Annotated in this window: 13 protein-coding genes; 8 read left to right on the top strand and 5 right to left on the bottom strand. The window is 64.6% G+C overall.

The features are described 5' to 3' along the window. Positions 1-29: 29 nt before the first annotated feature. From KO539_RS03800 to cphA (KO539_RS03790), 3 genes are all read right to left on the bottom strand, one after another. Entirely contained in the window at positions 30-3,197 is a 3,168-nt protein-coding gene (locus KO539_RS03800; protein ID WP_219307388.1) for an EAL domain-containing protein, read from the bottom strand. A gap of 172 nt (positions 3,198-3,369) precedes the next feature. Next, positions 3,370-5,940 (bottom strand): cyanophycin synthetase, encoded by a 2,571-nt coding sequence (cphA, locus tag KO539_RS03795; protein ID WP_035821128.1) that lies wholly within the window; start codon positions 5,938-5,940, stop codon positions 3,370-3,372. A gap of 79 nt (positions 5,941-6,019) precedes the next feature. Next, positions 6,020-8,197, bottom strand: a complete 2,178-nt coding sequence (gene cphA, locus KO539_RS03790) for a cyanophycin synthetase (protein ID WP_219307386.1) — start codon at positions 8,195-8,197, stop codon at positions 6,020-6,022. A gap of 467 nt (positions 8,198-8,664) precedes the next feature. On the opposite strand from cphA (KO539_RS03790), the gene KO539_RS03785 reads away from it, so the two are divergent. The 4 genes from KO539_RS03785 to KO539_RS03770 all read left to right on the top strand — a co-directional run bounded on the left by KO539_RS03785 (position 8,665) and on the right by KO539_RS03770 (position 12,485). Beyond that, complete coding sequence (locus tag KO539_RS03785) at positions 8,665-10,935, top strand: ABC transporter ATP-binding protein (protein ID WP_257626095.1); 2,271 nt, start codon at positions 8,665-8,667, stop codon at positions 10,933-10,935. 2 nt (positions 10,936-10,937) lie between these two features. Further along, positions 10,938-11,408, top strand: a complete 471-nt coding sequence (locus KO539_RS03780) for a DUF1854 domain-containing protein (protein WP_099379111.1) — start codon at positions 10,938-10,940, stop codon at positions 11,406-11,408. Between the two features lie 133 nt (positions 11,409-11,541). Continuing rightward, positions 11,542-12,018 (top strand): antitoxin Xre-like helix-turn-helix domain-containing protein, encoded by a 477-nt coding sequence (locus tag KO539_RS03775; protein WP_233516225.1) that lies wholly within the window; start codon positions 11,542-11,544, stop codon positions 12,016-12,018. Then, positions 12,015-12,485 (top strand): RES family NAD+ phosphorylase, encoded by a 471-nt coding sequence (locus KO539_RS03770; protein WP_176389002.1) that lies wholly within the window; start codon positions 12,015-12,017, stop codon positions 12,483-12,485. Before KO539_RS03775 ends, KO539_RS03770 begins: the two co-directional genes overlap by 4 nt. Positions 12,486-12,492: 7 nt before the next feature. Here KO539_RS03770 and KO539_RS03765 read toward each other — a convergent pair whose 3' ends face one another. Then, the gene (locus KO539_RS03765) at positions 12,493-14,007 is read right to left on the bottom strand and encodes an AMP nucleosidase (RefSeq protein ID WP_070221052.1); all 1,515 of its coding nucleotides are present in this window, start codon (positions 14,005-14,007) and stop codon (positions 12,493-12,495) included. Between the two features lie 112 nt (positions 14,008-14,119). Between KO539_RS03765 and KO539_RS03760 the strand changes: the two genes are divergently transcribed. Genes KO539_RS03760 through KO539_RS03745 form a run of 4 tightly spaced genes read left to right on the top strand, consistent with a single transcriptional unit; the run spans position 14,120 to position 16,774 of the window. Then, complete coding sequence (locus KO539_RS03760; protein ID WP_219307385.1) at positions 14,120-14,719, top strand: TetR/AcrR family transcriptional regulator; 600 nt, start codon at positions 14,120-14,122, stop codon at positions 14,717-14,719. A 17-nt stretch (positions 14,720-14,736) separates the two neighbouring features. Beyond that, positions 14,737-15,540, top strand: coding sequence for a type I methionyl aminopeptidase (gene map, locus KO539_RS03755; RefSeq protein WP_100874007.1), 804 nt, complete (start codon positions 14,737-14,739; stop codon positions 15,538-15,540). A 2-nt stretch (positions 15,541-15,542) separates the two neighbouring features. Then, positions 15,543-16,070: a hypothetical protein gene (locus KO539_RS03750; protein WP_219307383.1), complete on the top strand. Its 528-nt coding sequence runs from the start codon at positions 15,543-15,545 to the stop codon at positions 16,068-16,070. Positions 16,071-16,126: 56 nt separating this feature from the next. Continuing rightward, on the top strand, positions 16,127-16,774 hold the full coding sequence (locus tag KO539_RS03745) for an FABP family protein (RefSeq protein WP_176388999.1): 648 nt from the start codon (positions 16,127-16,129) through the stop codon (positions 16,772-16,774). Positions 16,775-16,894: 120 nt separating this feature from the next. Here KO539_RS03745 and KO539_RS03740 read toward each other — a convergent pair whose 3' ends face one another. Next, positions 16,895-19,357, bottom strand: coding sequence for a tetratricopeptide repeat protein (locus KO539_RS03740; protein ID WP_219307381.1), 2,463 nt, complete (start codon positions 19,355-19,357; stop codon positions 16,895-16,897). Positions 19,358-19,428 lie beyond the last annotated feature (71 nt).

Below are 19,428 nucleotides of genomic sequence, written 5' to 3'. Positions count from 1 at the left end.
TGCGCGTTGCGGACGCTCCACAGGCAGTGTCAGGCGGCGCAGGGCGCGGCGCTGTGCGCCAGCCAGGCCATGAAGTGCGCCTGCGGCATGGGACGGGCGAAGTAAAAGCCCTGCAATTCATCGCAGCCGGCGTGGCGCAGCACGTCGGCATCGGCCGCGCTTTCCACGCCCTCGGCGGTGACCGTCAAGCCCAAGGTATGGCCAAGGCCGATGATGGTTTTCGTCACCGCCAGATTCTGCGGTGAACCGTGGATGTCCTGCACGAAGCTCATGTCGATTTTCAGCTTGTCGAGCGGGAAACGGCACAGGTAGTTCAGGCTCGAATAGCCGGTGCCGAAATCGTCGATCGACAGCGCAAAACCGAGCGCCTTGATGGCGTGCAGGGTGGCGATGGTGTCGTCCACGTTGTCCATCAGGATCGATTCGGTCAGCTCGAATTCGATCTGTCCCGGCGTGACGGGAAACTCGCGCAGCACTTCGCGCACGGTCGCCACCAGGCCGCCGTTTTTCAGCTGGATGGCCGACAGGTTGATCGACACGGCGATGTCGCCCGCGCCCGCCTCGCGCCAGGCCAGCTGCTGGCGGCATGCTTCGCGGATGACCCACGCGCCGATGGAGACGATCAGGCCCGATTCCTCGGCGGCGGGAATGAAGCTGTCGGGCGCGATCAGGCCGTGCTGCGGATGCTGCCAGCGGATCAGGCTTTCCACGCCATTCAGGCGGCTGCTTTTCGCATCGATGCGCGGCTGGTAGTACAGCACCAGTTCCTGCCGCTCGATGGCGTGGCGCAGATCGCTTTCCAGGTGCAGCTGCTGCAACTGCTGCTCCTGCATCTGCGGCGTGAACATGCGCGCGTGATCGCGCCCGCCGCTCTTGGCCTGGTACATGGCCGCATCGGCGTGGCGCATCAGGGTATCCATGTCGTCGCCGTGGTCCGGGTAGACGGCCACGCCCACGCTGCACGAGACATACAGCGCGTTGCCTTCCACCTGGTGCGGCTCGCGCATGGCCGGTATCAGCCGCGTGTCGAGCAGGGCGGCGATGGCTGCGGCGTCGCCGACGCCGTTGAGGATGACGACGAATTCATCGCCGCCCAGGCGGCTGACGGTGTCGCCTTCGCGCACCAGCTGCAGCAGGCGCTTTGAGACCGATTGCAGCAGCGCGTCGCCCACATGGTGGCCCAGTGCGTCGTTGACGTGCTTGAAACGGTCCAGGTCGACGAACAGCACGCCCACCTTTTCACCGCTGCGGCGCGCCTGTGCGATGGCGGCCGCCAGGCGCAGTTTCGACACGTGGCGGTTCGCCAGTCCCGTCAGCGCGTCGTGGTGGGCCATGTGCTCGATCTGCCGCTCGCTGGCCTTGCGTTCGCTGATGTCGAGCGAGCTGGCGATGAAATGCGTGGTGACGCCATCGAGGCCGCGCACGGCGTTCATCACCAGCCAGGCGGGATAGCTTTCCAGCGACTTGCGCTGCACCCGGATTTCGCCCTGCCAGTAGCCGCGCCGCGCCAGGGTCCGGCGCAGGCTGTCGAGCTGTTCGGGACTGTTGTCGGGCGCGAGCAAAAAGGCCGGGCGCTTGCCGATCAGCTCCACCATGTCGTACAGCGAATGGCGGCGGAAGGCCTGGTTGACGGTGATGATGCGCATGCCGGCGTCCATCACGATCAGGCTTTCGGCCGACGCCTCGAAGACCTTGGCCCACAGTTCCAGGCGCGACTCCATCAGCTTCATCTTGTTGATCGGCGTGAAGGTCGACAGCACGGCGCGCTGGCCCTGGTAGTCGATCAGGCGCGCGGAAATCAGGGCCCACGTGGGCGTGCCGCCGCCGCTCCAGCACACTTCGAATTCATCGACGGCGCCCAGGTCGCTCAAGCGCTGGAAGAAGCGCGAACGGGCTTGCGGACTCATGCCGCCCACCCATGGATCAAGTTCCAGGCCGCCCTGCCACGCGTGCGCAGCCTGGTTCGCGTGCAGCACCTGGTGATGGGGGATCGAGGTGACCATCAGCGGAATGGGAATGGCGTCGACCAGCTGGCGCTGCGCATCGGCCGCGCTGGCGCGCGCCACCAGTTCCTGTTGCGCCATGCGCTGGAAGTCGAGCTGCTGCAGCATGGTATTGAAGGCGCGCACCAGGCGTCCCGTTTCATCTTCGCTGTCCCAGATGGCGCGCAGGCTATGGTCACCCGTTTCGCGCACTTCCTGCGCCACGCGCGCGAGGCGGCGGATGGGCAGGGCGATCTGGCGCGCGACGAAAAACACCAGGCCCAATATCATCACCAGCAGCAGCACGGCCGTGCCCAGGTGCAGCCACATGCGCGTAAAAAAGCCGTCCACGCGCAGCTGGATCAGGCGCTGCAATTCATTCGCCGTGTCGCGCCATGCGAGGCGCAGGGCGGCGAGCGCCGCGTCGTCGTGCCGCCGCAGTGCCTGCGTGCCGGCGGGGGTGGCTTGCGCGCCGGCCAGCGCCTGGGTGCTGGCGCGGAAGCGCGCCACGGCTTGCTGCAGGGCCGCGCGCGAGGCTTCCAGGTGCTGGCGTAGCAGCGGCGTGCTGGCCGCGAACGCCTCCGTGTAGTCGCTGCCGATGCCGCCCATGGTGGCGTCCATGCGTCCTTCCAGGATCAGGAACTGGGTCTGCAGGCGCTGGCGCTGCGCGCCTTCGGCCGTGGCCAGTTGCAGGGCCAGGGCGCGCGTGCTGTTGATCACTTCCAGCAGCTCGGGAAAGCGCAGGATCACCAGCGACATGGTGTAGTAGCTGTCGAGGTCCGGGTCGAGGATCAGGTTCGACTGGTTGCCCACGCGCGTGAGCAGTGCGCGTCCCGCGACAAAGGCGGGCGAGGGCGCGATGCCGTCGTCGGCTGGGGCGGGATTGCTGCCGGCCTGGTGCAGCAGGGCGGCAAATTGCGCATTCAGTTCGGCGCTGCGCATGCCGGCGCCGAAGCGGCTTTCTGCCTGCTCCACGGCTGCGGCCTGGGCGCCCGCTTGCGCCGTGCCGCGCGCCAGGGGCAGCAGGGCATCGCGGATCGCGGCGATGTAGTCATTGCCTGCCATCTCCTTGCGCGAGAAATCGATGGCGATATATTTTTCGTTGATGAGGATGCCGGAAATGAAGATCACGGCGGACAGGTCGAGCAAATAGATCAGCGCCAGTTTGCGCCCCACCGTCAATTTTCCGATCATGCGCGAGATTCTGCCCAGCATGCGTGCCCCACCTTCTCGTCAGCCCCTATATGTTTTCTTATGTGCAATTTTCATGCCTGAATTTACAAGCTTGCAAGGGGGCTTTTGCACCATGCGGGTGCGCGCAGGGAGGTGGCGGGCGCCAATAAAAAGGGCGGCCCGCAGGCCGCCCTTGTGTGCGATGCGACTACGCTCAGGCTTCGGCGACGCGCTTGGCGATGTGCGCCAGCGCTTCTTCCACCTGGTCGATCAGGATCAGGCACAGATCGCCTTCACCGAGGCGCGCCAGGGCCTTGTCGATGGCGACGAATTCGCCGTTGATTTCATCGATATGCGTGGTGCGCTTGGCGCCGTTCAAGCCCTGGCGCAGCAAGGCCACCACTTCGCCGTCGGCGCGGCCGCGCTGGCATTGATCCTGGTACAGCAGCACGTCGTCGAAGGCGGCGCCGAGGATTTCCGTCTGCTGGCGGATGTCTTCGTCGCGGCGGTCGCCGGCGCCGCTGATGACCACCGAGCGGCGCTTGGCCGGCATGCTTTCCACGGCCTGCACCAGGGCCAGGATGGCGTCCGGATTGTGGCCATAGTCGGCGATCAGGGTGGCGCCCTTGTAGTCAAAGACGTTGAAGCGGCCCGGCGCATTGTCGGCTTCATTGGCAAAGGTTTTCAGGCCCAGCGCGATGGTTTTCCAGTCCAGGCCCACGGCCCAGGCGGCGGCCAGCGATGCCATGACGTTGTCGACCTGGAAGCCGATGGCGCCGTTGCGCGTGATCGGCACTTGCGACAGGGCGATTTCGTGGCGTTCCTTGCCCTGCGCCGCGACCAGCTTGCCGTCTTCCACGTACACGACGCGATTGCCTTGCGCGCGGTGCGTGGCCATCACGGGATGCGTCTTGTCGGCGGCGAAGAAGGTCACCGTGCCGCTGCAATTTTTGGCCATGCGGGCCACGGCCGGGTCGGTGGCGTTCAGGACGGCCACGCCGCTGTCGGCCACGTTCTGCACGATCACGCGCTTCAGGACCGCCAGGTCTTCCACGGTGGTGATGTAGTTCAGGCCCAGGTGGTCGCCGGCGCCGATATTCGTCACCACGGCCACCTGGCAGCGATCAAAAGCCAGGCCTTCGCGCAGCATGCCGCCGCGCGCCGTCTCGAACACGGCCGCGTCCACGTCCGGGTGCAGCAGCACGTTGCGCGCGCTGCGCGGGCCGCTGCAGTCGCCGCTGTCGATCTGGCGCCCTTCGATGTAGACGCCATCCGTGTTGGTCATGCCGGTGCGCAGGCCGGAGGTGGTGAGCAGGTGGGCGATCAGGCGCACGGTGGTGGTCTTGCCGTTGGTGCCCGTGACGGCGACGACGGGAATGCGGCCGTCGTCGCCCTCGGCGAACATGGCGGCGATGATGGCTTCACCGACGGGGCGCGGCTTGCCGAACGACGGCGCCAAATGCATGCGCAGGCCAGGCGCGGCGTTCACTTCGACGATGCCGGCGTTCTGCTCTTCCAGCGGTTTCAAAATGCTTTCGGAGACGACGTCCACGCCGCAGATGTCCAGGCCCACCATGTGCGCGGCCGCGACGGCGCGCGCCGCCACTTCCGGGTGCACGTCGACGGTGACGTCGGTGGCCGAGCCGCCCGTCGACAGGTTGGCGTTATTGCGCAGGATCACGCGCTGGCCGACCGGCGGCACGGATTCGGCCACATAGCCCTGCTTGGCCAGGCTGGCCAGGGCGATGTCGTCGAAGCGGATTTTCGTCAGCGAGGTGGCGTGGCCGCTGCCGCGGCGCGGATCGAGGTTGACCTGATCGACCAGTTCGCGCACCGTGTGCTGGCCGTCGCCCACCACCTGCGGCGGGTCGCGGCGGGCCGCGGCCACCATCTTGTTGCCGATGACGAGCAAGCGGAAATCGTGGCCCGGCAGATAGCGTTCGACGAGGATATCGTCGCGGAATTCCTGCGCCGCGAGGAAGCCGGCCGTCAGCTGTTCGCGCGTGGTGACGTTGACGGTGACGCCCTTGCCCTGGTTGCCGTCCTTCGGTTTCACGACGACGGGCAGGCCGATTTCGCAGGCGGCGGCCCAGGCGTCGTCCGCATCGATGGCGACGCGGCCATGCGGCACCGGCACGCCGGCCGAATCGAGCAGTTTTTTCGTCAGTTCCTTGTCTTGCGCGATGGCTTCGGCAATGGCGCTGGTACCGTCCATTTCGGCGGCCTGGATCTTGCGCTGCTTGCTGCCCCAGCCGAACGTCACCAGGCTGCCTTCGGTCAGGCGGCGGAACGGAATGTTGCGCGCCACGGCGGCGTTGACGATGGCGCCCGTCGATGGACCGAGGCGCACGTCTTCATCGAGTTCCTGCAACTGGTGCAGGGCGCCGGCCAGGTCGAACGGCGCATCGTCGAGCGCGGCCTGGCACAGCTTCTGCGCCAGGGCCAAAGCCAGGCGGCCGACGGCTTCTTCCGAGTATTCGACGACGACCTGGAAGATGCCCGTTTCCAGCGTCGGCGTGGTGCGGCTGAAGGTGACGGGGCAGCCGGCTTGCGCCTGCAGGCCCAGCGCCGCCAGTTCCAGCACCTGCGCCATCGGCGCGGCGTTGTAATTGCCCAGCGGTTGCAGCGGGCTCAGTTGCGGAAAGAGTGCGCGCAGGCGGGCTTCGAAGCCGGGCAGCTGGGCGATGTCGAGTTCCTGCGTGGTGCAGGAAACAATGGCTTCCACGGCGGTGTCGTGGCTCCAGAGGTTAGGGCCCCGCAAGGCCCGTACGCGAGATACTTCCATAATTAAACCGTAATCCTGTTGTGTTCTTGTGGGCCCGGCCGTGCTGGCCGGGCTTGAGTGCTGCTTTGCCTGTTGCCGATTAGTTGCCGATGCAGCCGGGTGCGGCGTCGAAGGTACGCAGTCCTGCGCAAATCAAATCGACAGGCAGGTTCAGGGCCCAGGCGGCGGCCGCGACGGCCAGCACGCTGTCGACATTGCCGGCCGTGGCCGGTTTCAGCAGGTCCAGGCACAGCAACACCGTTTCGATGCCGCCTTCGGCCAGCACGATGTGGTTGCCGCGCACGAAGACGGCGCGCTGGCCGGCGGCCAGTTGCGCCGCGATGGCTGGCAAGCCGCCATCCTGCGCATACAGGGTCACGGTGCCGTCGCACAGCTCGGCCAGTTCCAGCACGTGCGCGTTGGCGGCGTTGAGCACGGCCACGCCCGTCGGCACCACCACGTCGACCTGGCTGCGCACGGCCTTGTACAGGCCCGCTTCGTCCAGCACGTCGAAATCCTTGACGCTATCGAGGCTGCCCATGTCAGTGACGACGCCGATCTGGCATTTGTCATAGGCCAGGCCTTCGGCCAGGATCATGCGCGGATTGCTCTCGAACAGGGCCGTCTGCACGGTGCGGTTGAGCAGCAGGCGCTGGCCCGCGTCCCAGTTCACGCAATCGCTGCTGACGACACGGCGCTGGTCCAGGTACATGCCTTCGCTGCAGACGGCGCCCGTGTGCAGGCCCGACAGGTTGAGCAGTTTGCACAGCATGCGCACGATCAGGCTGGCGCCGCGCGTGCCCGTCACGCCGATCAGCGGAATGCGGCCCGTTTCCTCGGGCGCGAACAGGTGGTCGACGATGGCCGCGCCGACAGGGCGGCTCTGGCCCACGCCAGGCTTGATGTGCGCCAGCAGGCCGGGGCTGGCATTGACTTCGATGATGGCGCCGCGCTGCTCTTCCAGCGGACGCGTGATGTCGGTGGTGACCAGGTCGATGCCGGCGATATCCAGGCCGACCACGCGCGCGGCCAGCAGGGCAGCATGCACGACGGACGGATGCACGTCGTCCGTGACGTCGATGGCCACGTTGCCGTTCGGCTGGATCAGCACTTTCTGGCCGGCCTGCGGCACGGACAGGGCGGTCATGCCCTGGCGCTGCAGTTCCAGCACGATTTCGCCCGATTCGTGCGGCTTGACGGTACCCAGCGGGAAATCTTCGCCTTCGCCGCGGCGCGGGTCGATATTGATCTGTGTGTTGACCAGTTCCAGCACGGTGGAGACGCCGTCGCCGTCGACCCACAGCGATTCACCCTTGGCGGCCGCGATCAGCTTGTTGCCGACCACGAGCAGACGGTGTTCGTCGCCCGTGATGAAGCTTTCCACCAGCACGGCCGAGCTGTCGCCCTTGCGTGCGGCCAGCTCGTAGGCGGCCTTCACGTCGCTTTCGGTCATCAGGTTCAGCGACACGCCGCGGCCATGGTTGCCGTCATACGGCTTGACGACGACGGGCACGCCGATGTCCTGCGCTTCTTCCCAGGCCGCTTCGGCGCTGCGCACCAGGCTGCCTTCGGGCACGCGCACGCCGCACGATTTGAGCAGGAATTTGGTCAGGTCCTTGTCGCTGGCGATGCCTTCGGCGATCGCGCTGGTGCGGTCCGTTTCGGCCGTCCAGATGCGGCGCTGCGCGGCGCCATGGCCCAGCTGCACCAGGTTGCCGTCGTTCAGGCGCAGCGAAGGGATGCGGCGCTCGGTGGCCGCATCGACGATGCTGGCCGTGCTCGGGCCCAGGCAGCGCGCATCGACCATGTCGCGCAGGGGCGCCAGGGCCGCTTCCAGGTCGTAGGCTTCATCGTTGATGGCGGCCATGAGCAGTGTGCGCGCGGCGGCCAGTGCGGCGCGGCCCACGTGCTCTTCGCGCGTGCGGAAAGCCATCTTGTAGACGCCGCGCTGGCTGGTCGAGCGCGTCTGGCCGAAGCCGGTGCGCATGCCTGCCAGGTTTTGCAGTTCCAATACGACGTGTTCGAGGATGTGGGCCGACCACGTGCCTTCGCGCAGGCGCTCGAAAAAGCCGCCCCGTTCGCCCACGCCGCAGCGGTGCTCGATCATGCCGGGCAGCCACGCCACCAAGCGCTCGTACAGGCCGGGCAGGGTATTGGATGGATAGTCTTCCAGTTCGCCGATGTCGACCCAGGCTTCAATCACCGGGCGGTAAGTCCAGATGTTGGGGCCGCGCAAGTGGGTGACGCGGGCAAATTCGATGTTCTTCTTCTTGATCATGTAAGTGGTTTCTTGATAACAAGCCAGGCGTCTGGGCGCCAGATACTTTATGTTGGCTCTACAGAGTCTTTTCAGGCTCGTGCTTGGTTCTTTATCCCGGGTATGCGCAGTGTGCCACTTTTAGCGGCCTCTTGTCGCGTTTGCTGCCCTTATTCTGCTGGTGTTGTCATTCTAATTGTTACTAATTGTTGCCATACTTGTTATAAAGATACCGACTCTGGGCTAAGCTGGAGCATTTGCGCAACAGCGGGCTGTTGTATACTTGCTCCCGTACGACGGACGCCCATTTTTTTGCGCCGTTTCGCCATCATTCCTTACCGGCAGGCATCCATTCGATACAATACAGGAAATTGCCACTGGTGCATCCACCTCGCCATCGCGCAGTACACAAACATTGATCGGGCGTCTGCCCCATCCCCCAAATCCCGCCCTGAAGGGCTTGGCCTCGAGCCGGAGTATGCTTTACGATGACAACTGAACTGAGTGTTCCTGCAACAACTATTCCCCTCACATCGCTGCCTGAACACTGGCTGGCGGAAGTGGAGAGCAACCTTTCTCCAGGGGAGAACGTTTTAAGTAGCGTTGAGGTTGACCTCGATGCGCGATTACGTTTCACAAAAGGCATAATAGTTGTCACCGAGAAGCGTTTGCTGGCCCGTTCGCCGGGCGATGCCGTCTGGAAAAGTTGGTCTTTCCGCCACGGACTGCGCCTGACGCACCACGACCACGCCGGTGTCGGCCACCTGGAGTTGTTCGATGACCACGGCCGCCTGGCGTCGTGGCGCTTTACTTTGGGCCAGAACCTGCATGCGATCCGCGTGCTGGAACAGTTCGTCGAGCGCCTCGACAGCCACCTGACGGGCCAGCCCGTGCTGGAAGCGGAGCAGGAAGTCTGTCCTAGCTGCAAGGCGCCTTTGGAGCCGGAGCAGGAAGAATGCCCGATCTGCGCCAAGGTGCTGCACACGCCGCCATCGACCTGGACCCTGTTCCGCCTGTGGCGCTTCGCCCATCCCTACCGTGGCCAGCTGGCCCTGGGCTTCATGCTGATGCTGCTGAGCACCGCCGCGCACATGATTCCGCCTTACCTGACGGCGCCGCTGATGGACAATGTGCTGATTCCGTATCAGAACGGCAAGCATATCGACCCATGGCTGGTGGTGTACTACATGAGCGGCTTGCTCGGTTCGGCCCTGCTGGCCTGGCTGCTGGGCTGGGGCAAGACGTATGTGCTGGCCCTGGTGTCCGAACGCATGGGCGCCGATTTGCGCTCGGCCACGTATGAACACCTGATGAAACTGTCGCTGGAATTTTTCGGCGGCAAGCGCACGGGCGACCTGATGGCGCGCATCGGCAGCGGCAGCGACCGCATCTGCGTCTTCCTGTCGCTGCATTTGCTCGATTTCGCTTCCGACGTGCTGATGATCATCATGACGGGTGTGATCCTGTGGTCGATGAACCCGTGGCTGGCCATCATGACCCTGGCGCCCTTGCCCTTCATCGCCTGGATGATCCACCTGGTGCGCGACCGCTTGCGCACGGGCTTTGAAAAGATCGACCGCGTGTGGAGCGAAGTGACCAACGTGCTGGCCGATACGATTCCCGGCATCCGCGTGGTCAAAGCGTTTGCGCAGGAAAAACGCGAAGCTGCCCGCTTCCGCGACGCCAACGCGCACAACCTGGCCGTCAACGACAAGTTGAACAAGGTCTGGTCGCTGTTCTCGCCGACGGTCTCCTTTCTGACGGAGATGGGTTTGCTGGTCATCTGGTGCTTCGGCATCTGGCAGCTGTCGCGCGGCGAGATCACCGTCGGCGTGCTGACCGCCTTCATCGCCTACAGCACGCGTTTCTATGGCCGCCTCGATTCGATGAGCCGCATCGTCTCCGTGACGCAGAAATCGGCATCGGCCGCCAAGCGCATCTTCGACATTCTCGACCACGTGTCGAGCGTGCCGGAACCGGCGCAGCCCGTGAAGCTGGACAAAATCGAAGGCAGGATCGATTTGCGCGAAGTCGGATTCCGCTATGGCAACCGGGCCGTCAACCGCGGCATCACCCTGAACATCAAGGCGGGCGAGATGATCGGCCTGGTGGGCCACAGCGGTTCGGGCAAGAGCACCCTGGTCAACCTGATCTGCCGTTTCTACGACGTGTCGGAAGGCGCGATTCTGCTCGATGGCGTCGACATCCGCTCGTTTGCCGTGTCCGACTACCGCCGCAACATCGGCCTGGTGCTGCAGGAGCCATTCCTGTTCTTCGGCACCATCGCGGAAAACATCGCCTACGGCAAGCCGCACGCGACGCGCCAGGACATCATCGCCGCGGCGCGCGCCGCGCATGCCCACGAATTCATCCTGCGCCTGCCGCAAGGCTACGATTCGATGGTGGGCGAGCGTGGCCAGGGCTTGTCCGGCGGCGAACGCCAGCGCATCTCGATCGCCCGCGCCTTGCTGATCGATCCGCGCATCCTGATCATGGACGAAGCGACATCGTCGGTCGACTCGGAAACAGAGAAGGAAATCCAGAAGGCGCTGGACAACCTGGTGCAAGGCCGCACGACGATCGCCATCGCGCACAGGCTGTCGACCCTGCACCGGGCCGACCGCCTGGTGGTGCTGGACCGCGGCCAGGTCGTCGAAGTGGGCAGTCACGATGAACTGATGGCGAAAGAGGGCGCCTATTTCCGCCTCTACGAAGCACAGGCGCGCAACAACGAACTCGCCCTGGATGACAAGGAATAAGCATGGCCAGTACAACTTTTACATTAAGCCGCGACACCTTCGGCAAGCTGGTGATGACGGACGCGGACGGCCAGGTGTTTGAGGGCGTGGCGCCCGTGCGCGCCTTCCCCATCCAGTCGCCGGACGAAGGCATTTCGCTGGTGCTGGGCAATGGCAAGGAAGTGGCGTGGATCGACCACATCGACGCCTTGCCGGAACCGGCGCGCAGCCTGCTGCAGGAAGAGCTGGAAGGGCGCGAATTCATGCCCGAGATCGCGCGCGTGAAAAGCGTGTCCAGCTTCGCCACGCCATGCACCTGGCATGTCGACACGGACCGGGGCGAGACGCAATTCGTGCTGAAGGGCGAGGAAGACATCCGCCGCATCGGCGCCGCGTCGCTCTTGATCGCCGATAACCACGGCATCCACTTTTTGATACGCGACATGTTCAATATCGACAAGACGACGCGCAAGATTTTGGATCGCTTCCTGTAAGAAACCTCCTGGAATACAGTGCGGCGCCGCCGCTCATGCCGTTCAGCTTGCGCTGAGCGGCATTTTTTTGACCTTGTGCTTTCCTTGTGGCTTGCCTCATTTGAGCTATACTAACGTCTTAAAGGAGGTGGCTATGGAACGACACATTGATGCTCCCGTCCCGGCTCAGCAAGCGAGGACGCTGTACGAAGGCATGGCGCTGTACGGTTTTGATACTGATGCGCGCATTGCGTTGATACGGCGCGGTATTCCAGCCTCGACGATCAGCCGCCTGTCCGCGCGCATGGGCATGAGCAAGGAATTCCTGTTGTCCAGCCTGGGGTTGTCGCGCGCCACCATCAGCCGCAAGGAAAAAGACGCCAGCTTGCTGTCGAAGGATGAATCGGAACGCGTGCTGGGGATTGAAACCCTGATTGGCATGGTGCAGGCGATGGTCGAACAATCGGGCGATCCCGCCGGTTTTGACGCGGCGCGCTGGGTCTCCGATTGGTTGAGCAAACCGCTGCCTGCGCTGGCGGGTGCCACGCCGGCCAGTTACATGGACACCTTCGAGGGGCAAAAACTGGTGGCGGAATTGCTGTCCATGACGCAGAGCGGGGCCTATGCATGAATGTGCTCTGGCGTATTGCCGTCGAGACGCCAGCTTATGCCGCCAGTGACCTGAGCGGCACCGGCGCCAGGATCACGGGTGGCCGCTGGAACAGCAAGGGCGCGCCTGTCGTGTATTGCTCGACGAGTATCGCCCTGGCCACCTTGGAAACCGTGCATTACCTGCGCGGCGGCGGCTTGCCATTCAACCGTTACCTGGTGCGTATCGCCATTCCCGATGGCGTATGGAATGCGCGCCAGGTACTCGACCCATTTCCCGGCGGCTGGGACGCCATACCGGCCGGCCTGGCGGGCAAGCGGGCTGGCGATGGCTGGATTGCAGCGGGAAAATCCGCCTTGCTGCTGGTGCCTTCCGTGATCGTGCCCGACGAATACAATGTCTTGCTCAACCCCCGCCATGCCGATGCCGCGGCGGTCACCGCCAGCACCGTCCGGCGGTGGAGCTACGACCCCCGCTTTTTCCCCTGACGCACGCTTACTGAAACGCCACTTCCGCAAAGCTGCGCAATTTGCGGCTGTGCAGCCGGTCCACGCCCTGGCGGCGCAGCAGTTCCACGGCGCGGATGCCGATGCGCAGGTGCTGGTCGACCCGTTCGCGGTAGAAGTGATTGGCCATGCCGGGCAGCTTGATTTCGCCGTGCAGCGGCTTGTCGCTGACGCACAGCAGGGTGCCGTAGGGGACGCGGAAACGGAAGCCGTTGGCGGCGATCGTCGCGCTTTCCATGTCCAGCGCGATGGCGCGGCTCTGGCTGAAGCGGCGCTCCGGCGTGCGCTGCGGCAGCAGTTCCCAGTTGCGGTTGTCCGTGCTGGCCACGGTCCCCGTGCGCATGATGTGTTTCAGATCATGTCCCGTCAACTGGGTGATTTCCGCCACGGCCGTTTGCAGCGCCTGCTGGATTTCCGCCAGTGGCGGGATCGGCACCCACAGCGGCAAGTCTTCGTCTAGTACGTGGTCTTCGCGCACATACGCATGCGCCAGCACGTAGTCGCCCAGGCTTTGCGTGGTGCGCAGGCCGGCGCAATGACCGAGCATCAGCCAGGCGTGCGGGCGCAGCACGGCGATATGGTCGGTGATGGTTTTTGCATTGGCGGGACCGACGCCGATATTCACCATGGTGATGCCGCTGCCATCGGCGCGCAGCAAATGGTAGGCGGGCATCTGCGGCAGGCGCGGCGGGGCGGCGCCCAGCGCATCTTCGCTCTCGACCGTCTGGCCGACCCGGCGCGTGACGACGTTGCCCGGTTCGACAAAGGCGACATAGCCGTCGTCGTCCGATGGCGCGGCCGCATCGGGTGCGCGGTCCATCATGGCGTGGCCCAGGCGGATGAATTCGTCGATGTAGAACTGGTAATTTGTAAACAGGACGAAGTTCTGGAAATGCTGCGGCGACGTGCCGCTGTAATGGCGCAGGCGCTGCAGCGAATAATCGACGCGCGGGCCCGTGAACAGCGACAGCGGCTGCGCTTCGCCATGCGCCGGTTCGTGCGTGCCGTTGGCGATGCCGTCGTCCATGGCCGACAGGTCGGGCAGGTCGAACAGGTCGCGCATGGCCAGGCGGCGACCCGCATCCATATTGCCTTCGATATGGTCATGCTCGGCGAACGAGAAATGCACGGGGATGGGTTGGGCGCTCACGCCCACTTCCAGGTGCACCTTCTGGCCGCTGTTATGGTTTTTCAGTAGCAGGGTGAATTGGTCGAGGTAGTAATCGCCGAACAGGTCGGGGCGCGTCAGGGTGGTTTCAAACACGCCGGGGCCGGCGACAAAACCGTAGGCCAGCGGCGAGTCGGCGCGCGCCACGGTGTCGGTCTGGATGCGCACGAAGGGGTAGCAGGCGCGCACGCGCTCGTGCATGTCTTCGCCGGCGACAAAGCGCTGCAGCGCATCGCGCAAGTGTTCGATGCTGCTGCGGTAAATGGCTTGCACTTGTTCCAACGCCAGGCGTGGATCGTCGAAGCGGGAGGAGGCGATGAAGGGGGGCGTAAGCAAGCGGATTCTCCTTGTAGCGGTTCGTGCATACCATTGTAAGGCAGCGGGGCAACTCTTGTCGGTGCATCTGGGGCCGCTTGACGAATTCAAATAGAATCTGTATTCTATTTGAATGGTCAGACTCGCAAAATTCAACGAAAACAACTTTATCGACAGCGCGATTGCCGTCGCCGCCCAGTGCGGCGTGGGCGCCGTTTCGATGGCCGCCATCGCCGTCAAGGCCGGTGCCCCCATCGGTTCCGTGTATCACCGTTTCGATTCGCGCAACGCCATCCTGGCGCGCGCGTGGCTGCGCGTGAAAAGCGACTTCCGCGAGGAAGTGGCCAGCCGCTGGCTCGGCGGCGACACCTGGGCTGGCGTGCATGGCTTGCTGGACTGGTGCCGGCGCAAGCCCGTGTATGCGCGCTTTCTGCTGCAATGCGCGGACAGCCCCGATTTCAGCAGTGGCCTCAGCGAGCAATTGCTGGCCGCCGTGGAAGAAGAGCAGGCCGCGCTCGACGCCTGCTTTGTCCGCTGCGCCGAAACCATGCCCGCCACCACGGAGCTGGACCTCGATCACATGCTGCTCAAATTCGTCCTGATCGACGCCCCCGTGGCCGTCGTCAAGCCTTACCTGACCCAGGAGCGGCCGATACCGGCCAGCGTCGACGCCATGCTGCGCGCCTCGCACGACGCCGTGCGCGGCTGGGCCGCCCACACTACCTCACACTAACAAAGAAAAGAATCCCTATGCGCTATTCCACCCAGCTTGAACACGGCAAGAAAATCCCGCTGCACGACGAAGAAGGTTTCATCGGCATGCGCGCGGCCGGCCGCATCGCCGCCGACACGCTCGACTACATCGCGCCTTTCGTGAAACCGGGCGTGTCGACGGCCAAACTCGACGCCCTGTGCGAAGAATTCATGCGCGCCGCCGGCGCCATTCCGGGCACCATCGACTACCACGGCTACAAGCACGCCAGCTGCATCTCCGTCAATCACGTGGTCACGCACGGCATTCCGTCGGAAACGAAAATCCTGAAAGTGGGCGACATCCTCAACATCGACGTGACGCCGAAGTTCCAGGGCTGGTTCGGCGACACCAGCCGCACTTTCAAGGTGGGCGCCGTCTCCATCCTGGCCAACCGCCTCGTCAATACGGCGTATGACGCCATGATGGCCGGCATCCACACCGTGCGTCCGGGGGCGACTTTGGGCGACGTGGGCGCCGCCATCGAGGCGGTGGCCAAGGCGCAGGGCTTTTCTTCCGTGCGCGACTTCTGCGGCCATGGCGTGGGCCAGGTCTTCCACGACACGCCGCAAGTGCTGCATTACGGCCGCGCCGGCACGGGCATCGTGCTGGAGCCGGGCATGATTTTTACCATCGAGCCGATGCTCAACGTGGGCAGCTACCAGGTCAAGGTCTTGCCGGACAAATGGACGACGGTGACGAAAGACCGTTCGCTGTCGGCGCAGTTCGAGCACTCGCTGGCCGTGACGGAAACGGGCTTTGAAATCTTCACCCTGACCGGTTCGACCGAGCCGCTGGTGTAAGCATGGATGACGCGCGCCGGCAGCAGCTCACCGATATCGTCGCCGCGAAAGCCGGCGTGGATGTCGCTTGCGCGGCGCGCCACCTGGCGCTGCATGACGACGACGTGGCGGCCGCCCTGCGCGGCATCGACGCCGAACGCTACACGCTGACGCAGCGCCTGTTGAACAAATACGGGCGCGATCCGGAAGACGCGCTGCAGCACGTGGCGCTGGCCGTGCTGCAGCAGGAAGACATCCGCAGCGACAGCGTGTTGCGCCTTGATCGCATCGCGGCCCTGGCGCCGCCCGTCGCCGGCATGGTGCTGCTGGCCGAGTGGCTGGCCTATGTGGACTGGGAAGGTTTCGACAGCGCCCTGTACGCGAATATCGACGCGGTGGCGGCGATCATCTCCGCTGCATTGGACCTGCCCGAGGTGGCTGACAACCTGCTGCAAACGCGCGATGAAGCCGTGTTTGAAACGCAGCGCCCCGCGCTGGCGACAGCGGCCTTGCTGTTCATCGAACGCCACATCGCGCTCTTTCCCAGATAGTGGCGCGCGTCTTACAATGGCGGCAAGCACTGTTGCCCCATTTTGAAGACTTCCGCATGAGCGATTTTCCCGAAGATATCTACACCGAGCCGTCCGCCGACGTGCATACCCTGAACAACCTGGGCCCCTTGACCGGCATGGCCGGCATCTGGACGGGCACGCGCGGCCTGGACGTCAAGCCGAAAGCGGACGGTCCGCGCAAGCAGGCCTTCGTCGAGCGCATCGAACTGCAGCCGATCGACCCCGTCACCAACGGCCCGCAACTGTTCTACGGCTTGCGCTACTACATCCACATCACCAAGCCGGACCAGGTCAAAACGTATCATGAGCAGGTCGGCTATTGGCTGTGGGAACCGGCCACGGGCGCCGTGATCCAGACCCTGGCCATCCCGCGCGGCCAGATCGCCATGGCGTCCGGCACGACGACGGCGGACGCCAGCAGTTTCGAGCTGGTGGCCAAGCGCGATTCGACGGCCTACGGCATCTGCTCGAACCCCTTCCTCGAACACGCGTTCACCACCGTCGAATACCGCATCAAGGTCGACATCCACGCCGATGGCACCTGGGGCTACGACGAAGACACGGTCATGCTGATCCGCGGCAAGGACGAACCGTTCCACCACACGGACCGCAACTTGCTGACGAAAATCGCCGAGCCGACGCCGAATCCGATGGCGCTGCAGGCGCTGGCGGCAGCCGCTTAATAGCACCTGTCAAAACCTACTGCGCGTCGTAATTTGTGGCCTGCGATGCTCACTGTACCTCCGTACAGTTGCGCTTCTCGACCACAACTTCCTTCCGCTCGCTACGGTTTTGTCAGGGCTCTAGGGTTTTCCCTGCGCGACGGCTTTGATGGCGCGCTCCTCGCCCATGGCGGCCGCGATTTTCCAGCGCTGCATGGCGCTGGCGCGGTCGGGGCGTTTCAGTCCCGCCCCTTCCCAGTCCATCAGGCCCAGGTTGTAGATGTCGCCCGCGCTGCCCTTGTCGGCGGCGAGGGTGAACCATTTGCGCGCTTCCTTGTGGTTGACGGGGATCTGGTAGCCGCGCACGTGGTACAGGCCCAATAAGTGCATGGCTTGCGCATTGCCCTTGTTCGCTGCCTGTTTCAGCAGGTCGAGGCCGCGCGCCATGTTGCGCGGTTCTTGCCAGCCTTCGGCCAGCATCACGCCTTTCGCCGTCAGCGCATAGCTGTCGTTTTTCACGAGACCCTTGCCGATCAGCGGCTTGGCGGCCACCTGGCGCGCCGCGCGCTGCTGCGCCGTTGGCGCCGTGACGGGGCCGGGTTTGCCTTCGCCCATCAGCAGCATCCAGCCATACAGGCCATACGCGCCGGCGTCGCCCTTGCCGACCAGGTTCTCCAGCATGGCCAGCGCCTGCACCTTGTCGCCATTTTCATACAGCTTGACGGCCTTGGCGCTGCTCGCATCCTGCGGCACGACGGCTGGCGCATGGGGCGCGACGGGCGCCGACGCGATGGCCGCTTGCGGCGGCGCGGACACCGGGCGCACGCGCACGGGCAAGCCATAGCTGGCGGCCAGCACGGCCAGGCTGGCGGGCGCGAGGATCAGCACGTGCGCCAGCTGGTTGCGGCGGCCCTTGCCGGCGATGCCCATAGCCCGTTCGGCTTGCTGCTCGCCGCCCAGCGCTTCGCTCAGCACGGCTTTCACCTTGCGGTTGAACAGCCAGTAGCCAGCGCCCGTGACGAGCAGGCCCGCGACGGCGGCCGCACCGCGTCCCGCGAAAAGCCAGGTGGCGATGGCGGCGGCCAGGGCGGCCAGCGCGCTTTTCCACCAGAACTGCTTGGCCAGCCGCGTGTAGACTTGGCGCAAGGCGCCCAGCACGCAGGTGCGCACATTTTGCGCATACTCGGCGGAGACGACGTCGACGTGCGCGTGGTCGGTTACTCCGCTGAGCACCGATTCAATCACGTCCGCATTCAGTTCCGAAGCCGCCACATCGCGCAGCGGCGTCAGCAAACCCTGCACGTGGGCCGAGAACAGGCCGTCGTCGGCGCTGCCGGCCAGCGCATCGCTGAGCGCCTTGAGGTCGCCGCGCAGCAGCTTTTCCACGATGTCGTCCAGGGTCAGCCAGCGCAGATCCGTGCCGTACGCCACCAGGTGGTGCTTTTCGGCGTTGCACGATGCGTCCAGGCGCACGATGCGCAGTTTGCCCGCATACAGGGCGTCGACTTCCTGCGGCTGGTCTTCATTGTAAATGCTCACTTTCGCCAGGCCCAGGCTGCTGGCAATGGCGGCCAGTGAGTGCACGCTCTCCTTGTCGCGGATGCGGCGCGCGTCGTCGGGCGCCTGCTTGGGCAGGCTGACGCTGTAGCCGGGCGCCACGTGCACGTCGACCCAGGCTGCCTTGCCCACCTTGCCGGAACCGTCGCACGGGTTGCAGCGCAGGTCGCCCACGCCGCTGCAGGTGCGGCACGTGACCTTGCCGCTGGCGCGGCAGGTGCCGCAATTGATGCTGCCGGAACCGTGGCAGGTGTTGCAGCTGACCTTGCCGAAGCTGCAATGGTAGCAATTACGGTATTCGGTGCGGTACTGGGGCCGCGTTTCGCTGTGGTAGCTGGTGTGCGAGCTGCCGTTGCTGTAGGTGGTAGTGGGCACTTGCACCGTGATGTAATCGGTGACTTGCTCGGACACCGTGCCGCTGCCGCTGCAATACGAGCACGACACCTTGCCGCTGCCGTAGCAGCCATACGCGTCGCAGCTGACGGTGCGCCCGCCGTGGCAGCTCCAGCACGTTTCCGTCGTCGCGCCATAACAGGTGTGGCAGCCGATGCGGCCTTTGCCGGTGCAGTTGCTGCAGGTATCGAGGTGCCAGTACTTGACGGCGTGCGGCAGGTAGACGCCCGCTTCGACGCCGTTGTAGGCCTGGCCTGCCTGGCGCAAGGCATTGTCGAGCTTGCCGGCCGCGCGGCGCAGTCTTTCCTTTTCCTGCGCGTGAGCGAGCGCTCCCACCTCGTGGGAGCCACAGCGGCAGTCGTTGCCCGCCGGCGTGAAATAGCCATTGATGACGCGCTGTTCGAAGCGCGCTTCGAGCGCGTAGTTTGCTTGCAGGGAAAACTCCTGCAGTACGTCTTCTTCGTCCAGCGGCGTGATGTCGTGCGGCTCGAAACGCGTCTTGTCCTGCACCAGGGTGCGCAGCTTGCCCAATACCGTAGGTATCTCTTCCTTGTCGAGCCGGAGGGGCGCTGGCGCCGTCACGACCGTCTCCGTCACCTGCGGCGCATCCTCGCTGCCTGGGGTTTCATGGGTCGTCTCGGTGCTGGGGTTCATGCGCGTCCTTTTGCTCTCTGGAAAGATGTTTGAATTTTAGCATCCCCATATGACAAACCATGACAAAGCGG

It is taken from the genome of Janthinobacterium sp. NKUCC06_STL (assembly GCF_019345455.1).
Classification (GTDB): Bacteria; Pseudomonadota; Gammaproteobacteria; order Burkholderiales; family Burkholderiaceae_D; genus Janthinobacterium; species Janthinobacterium rivuli.
Note: the sequence above shows the minus strand (reverse complement) of the source record. Positions and strands in the feature narration are given on the sequence as shown.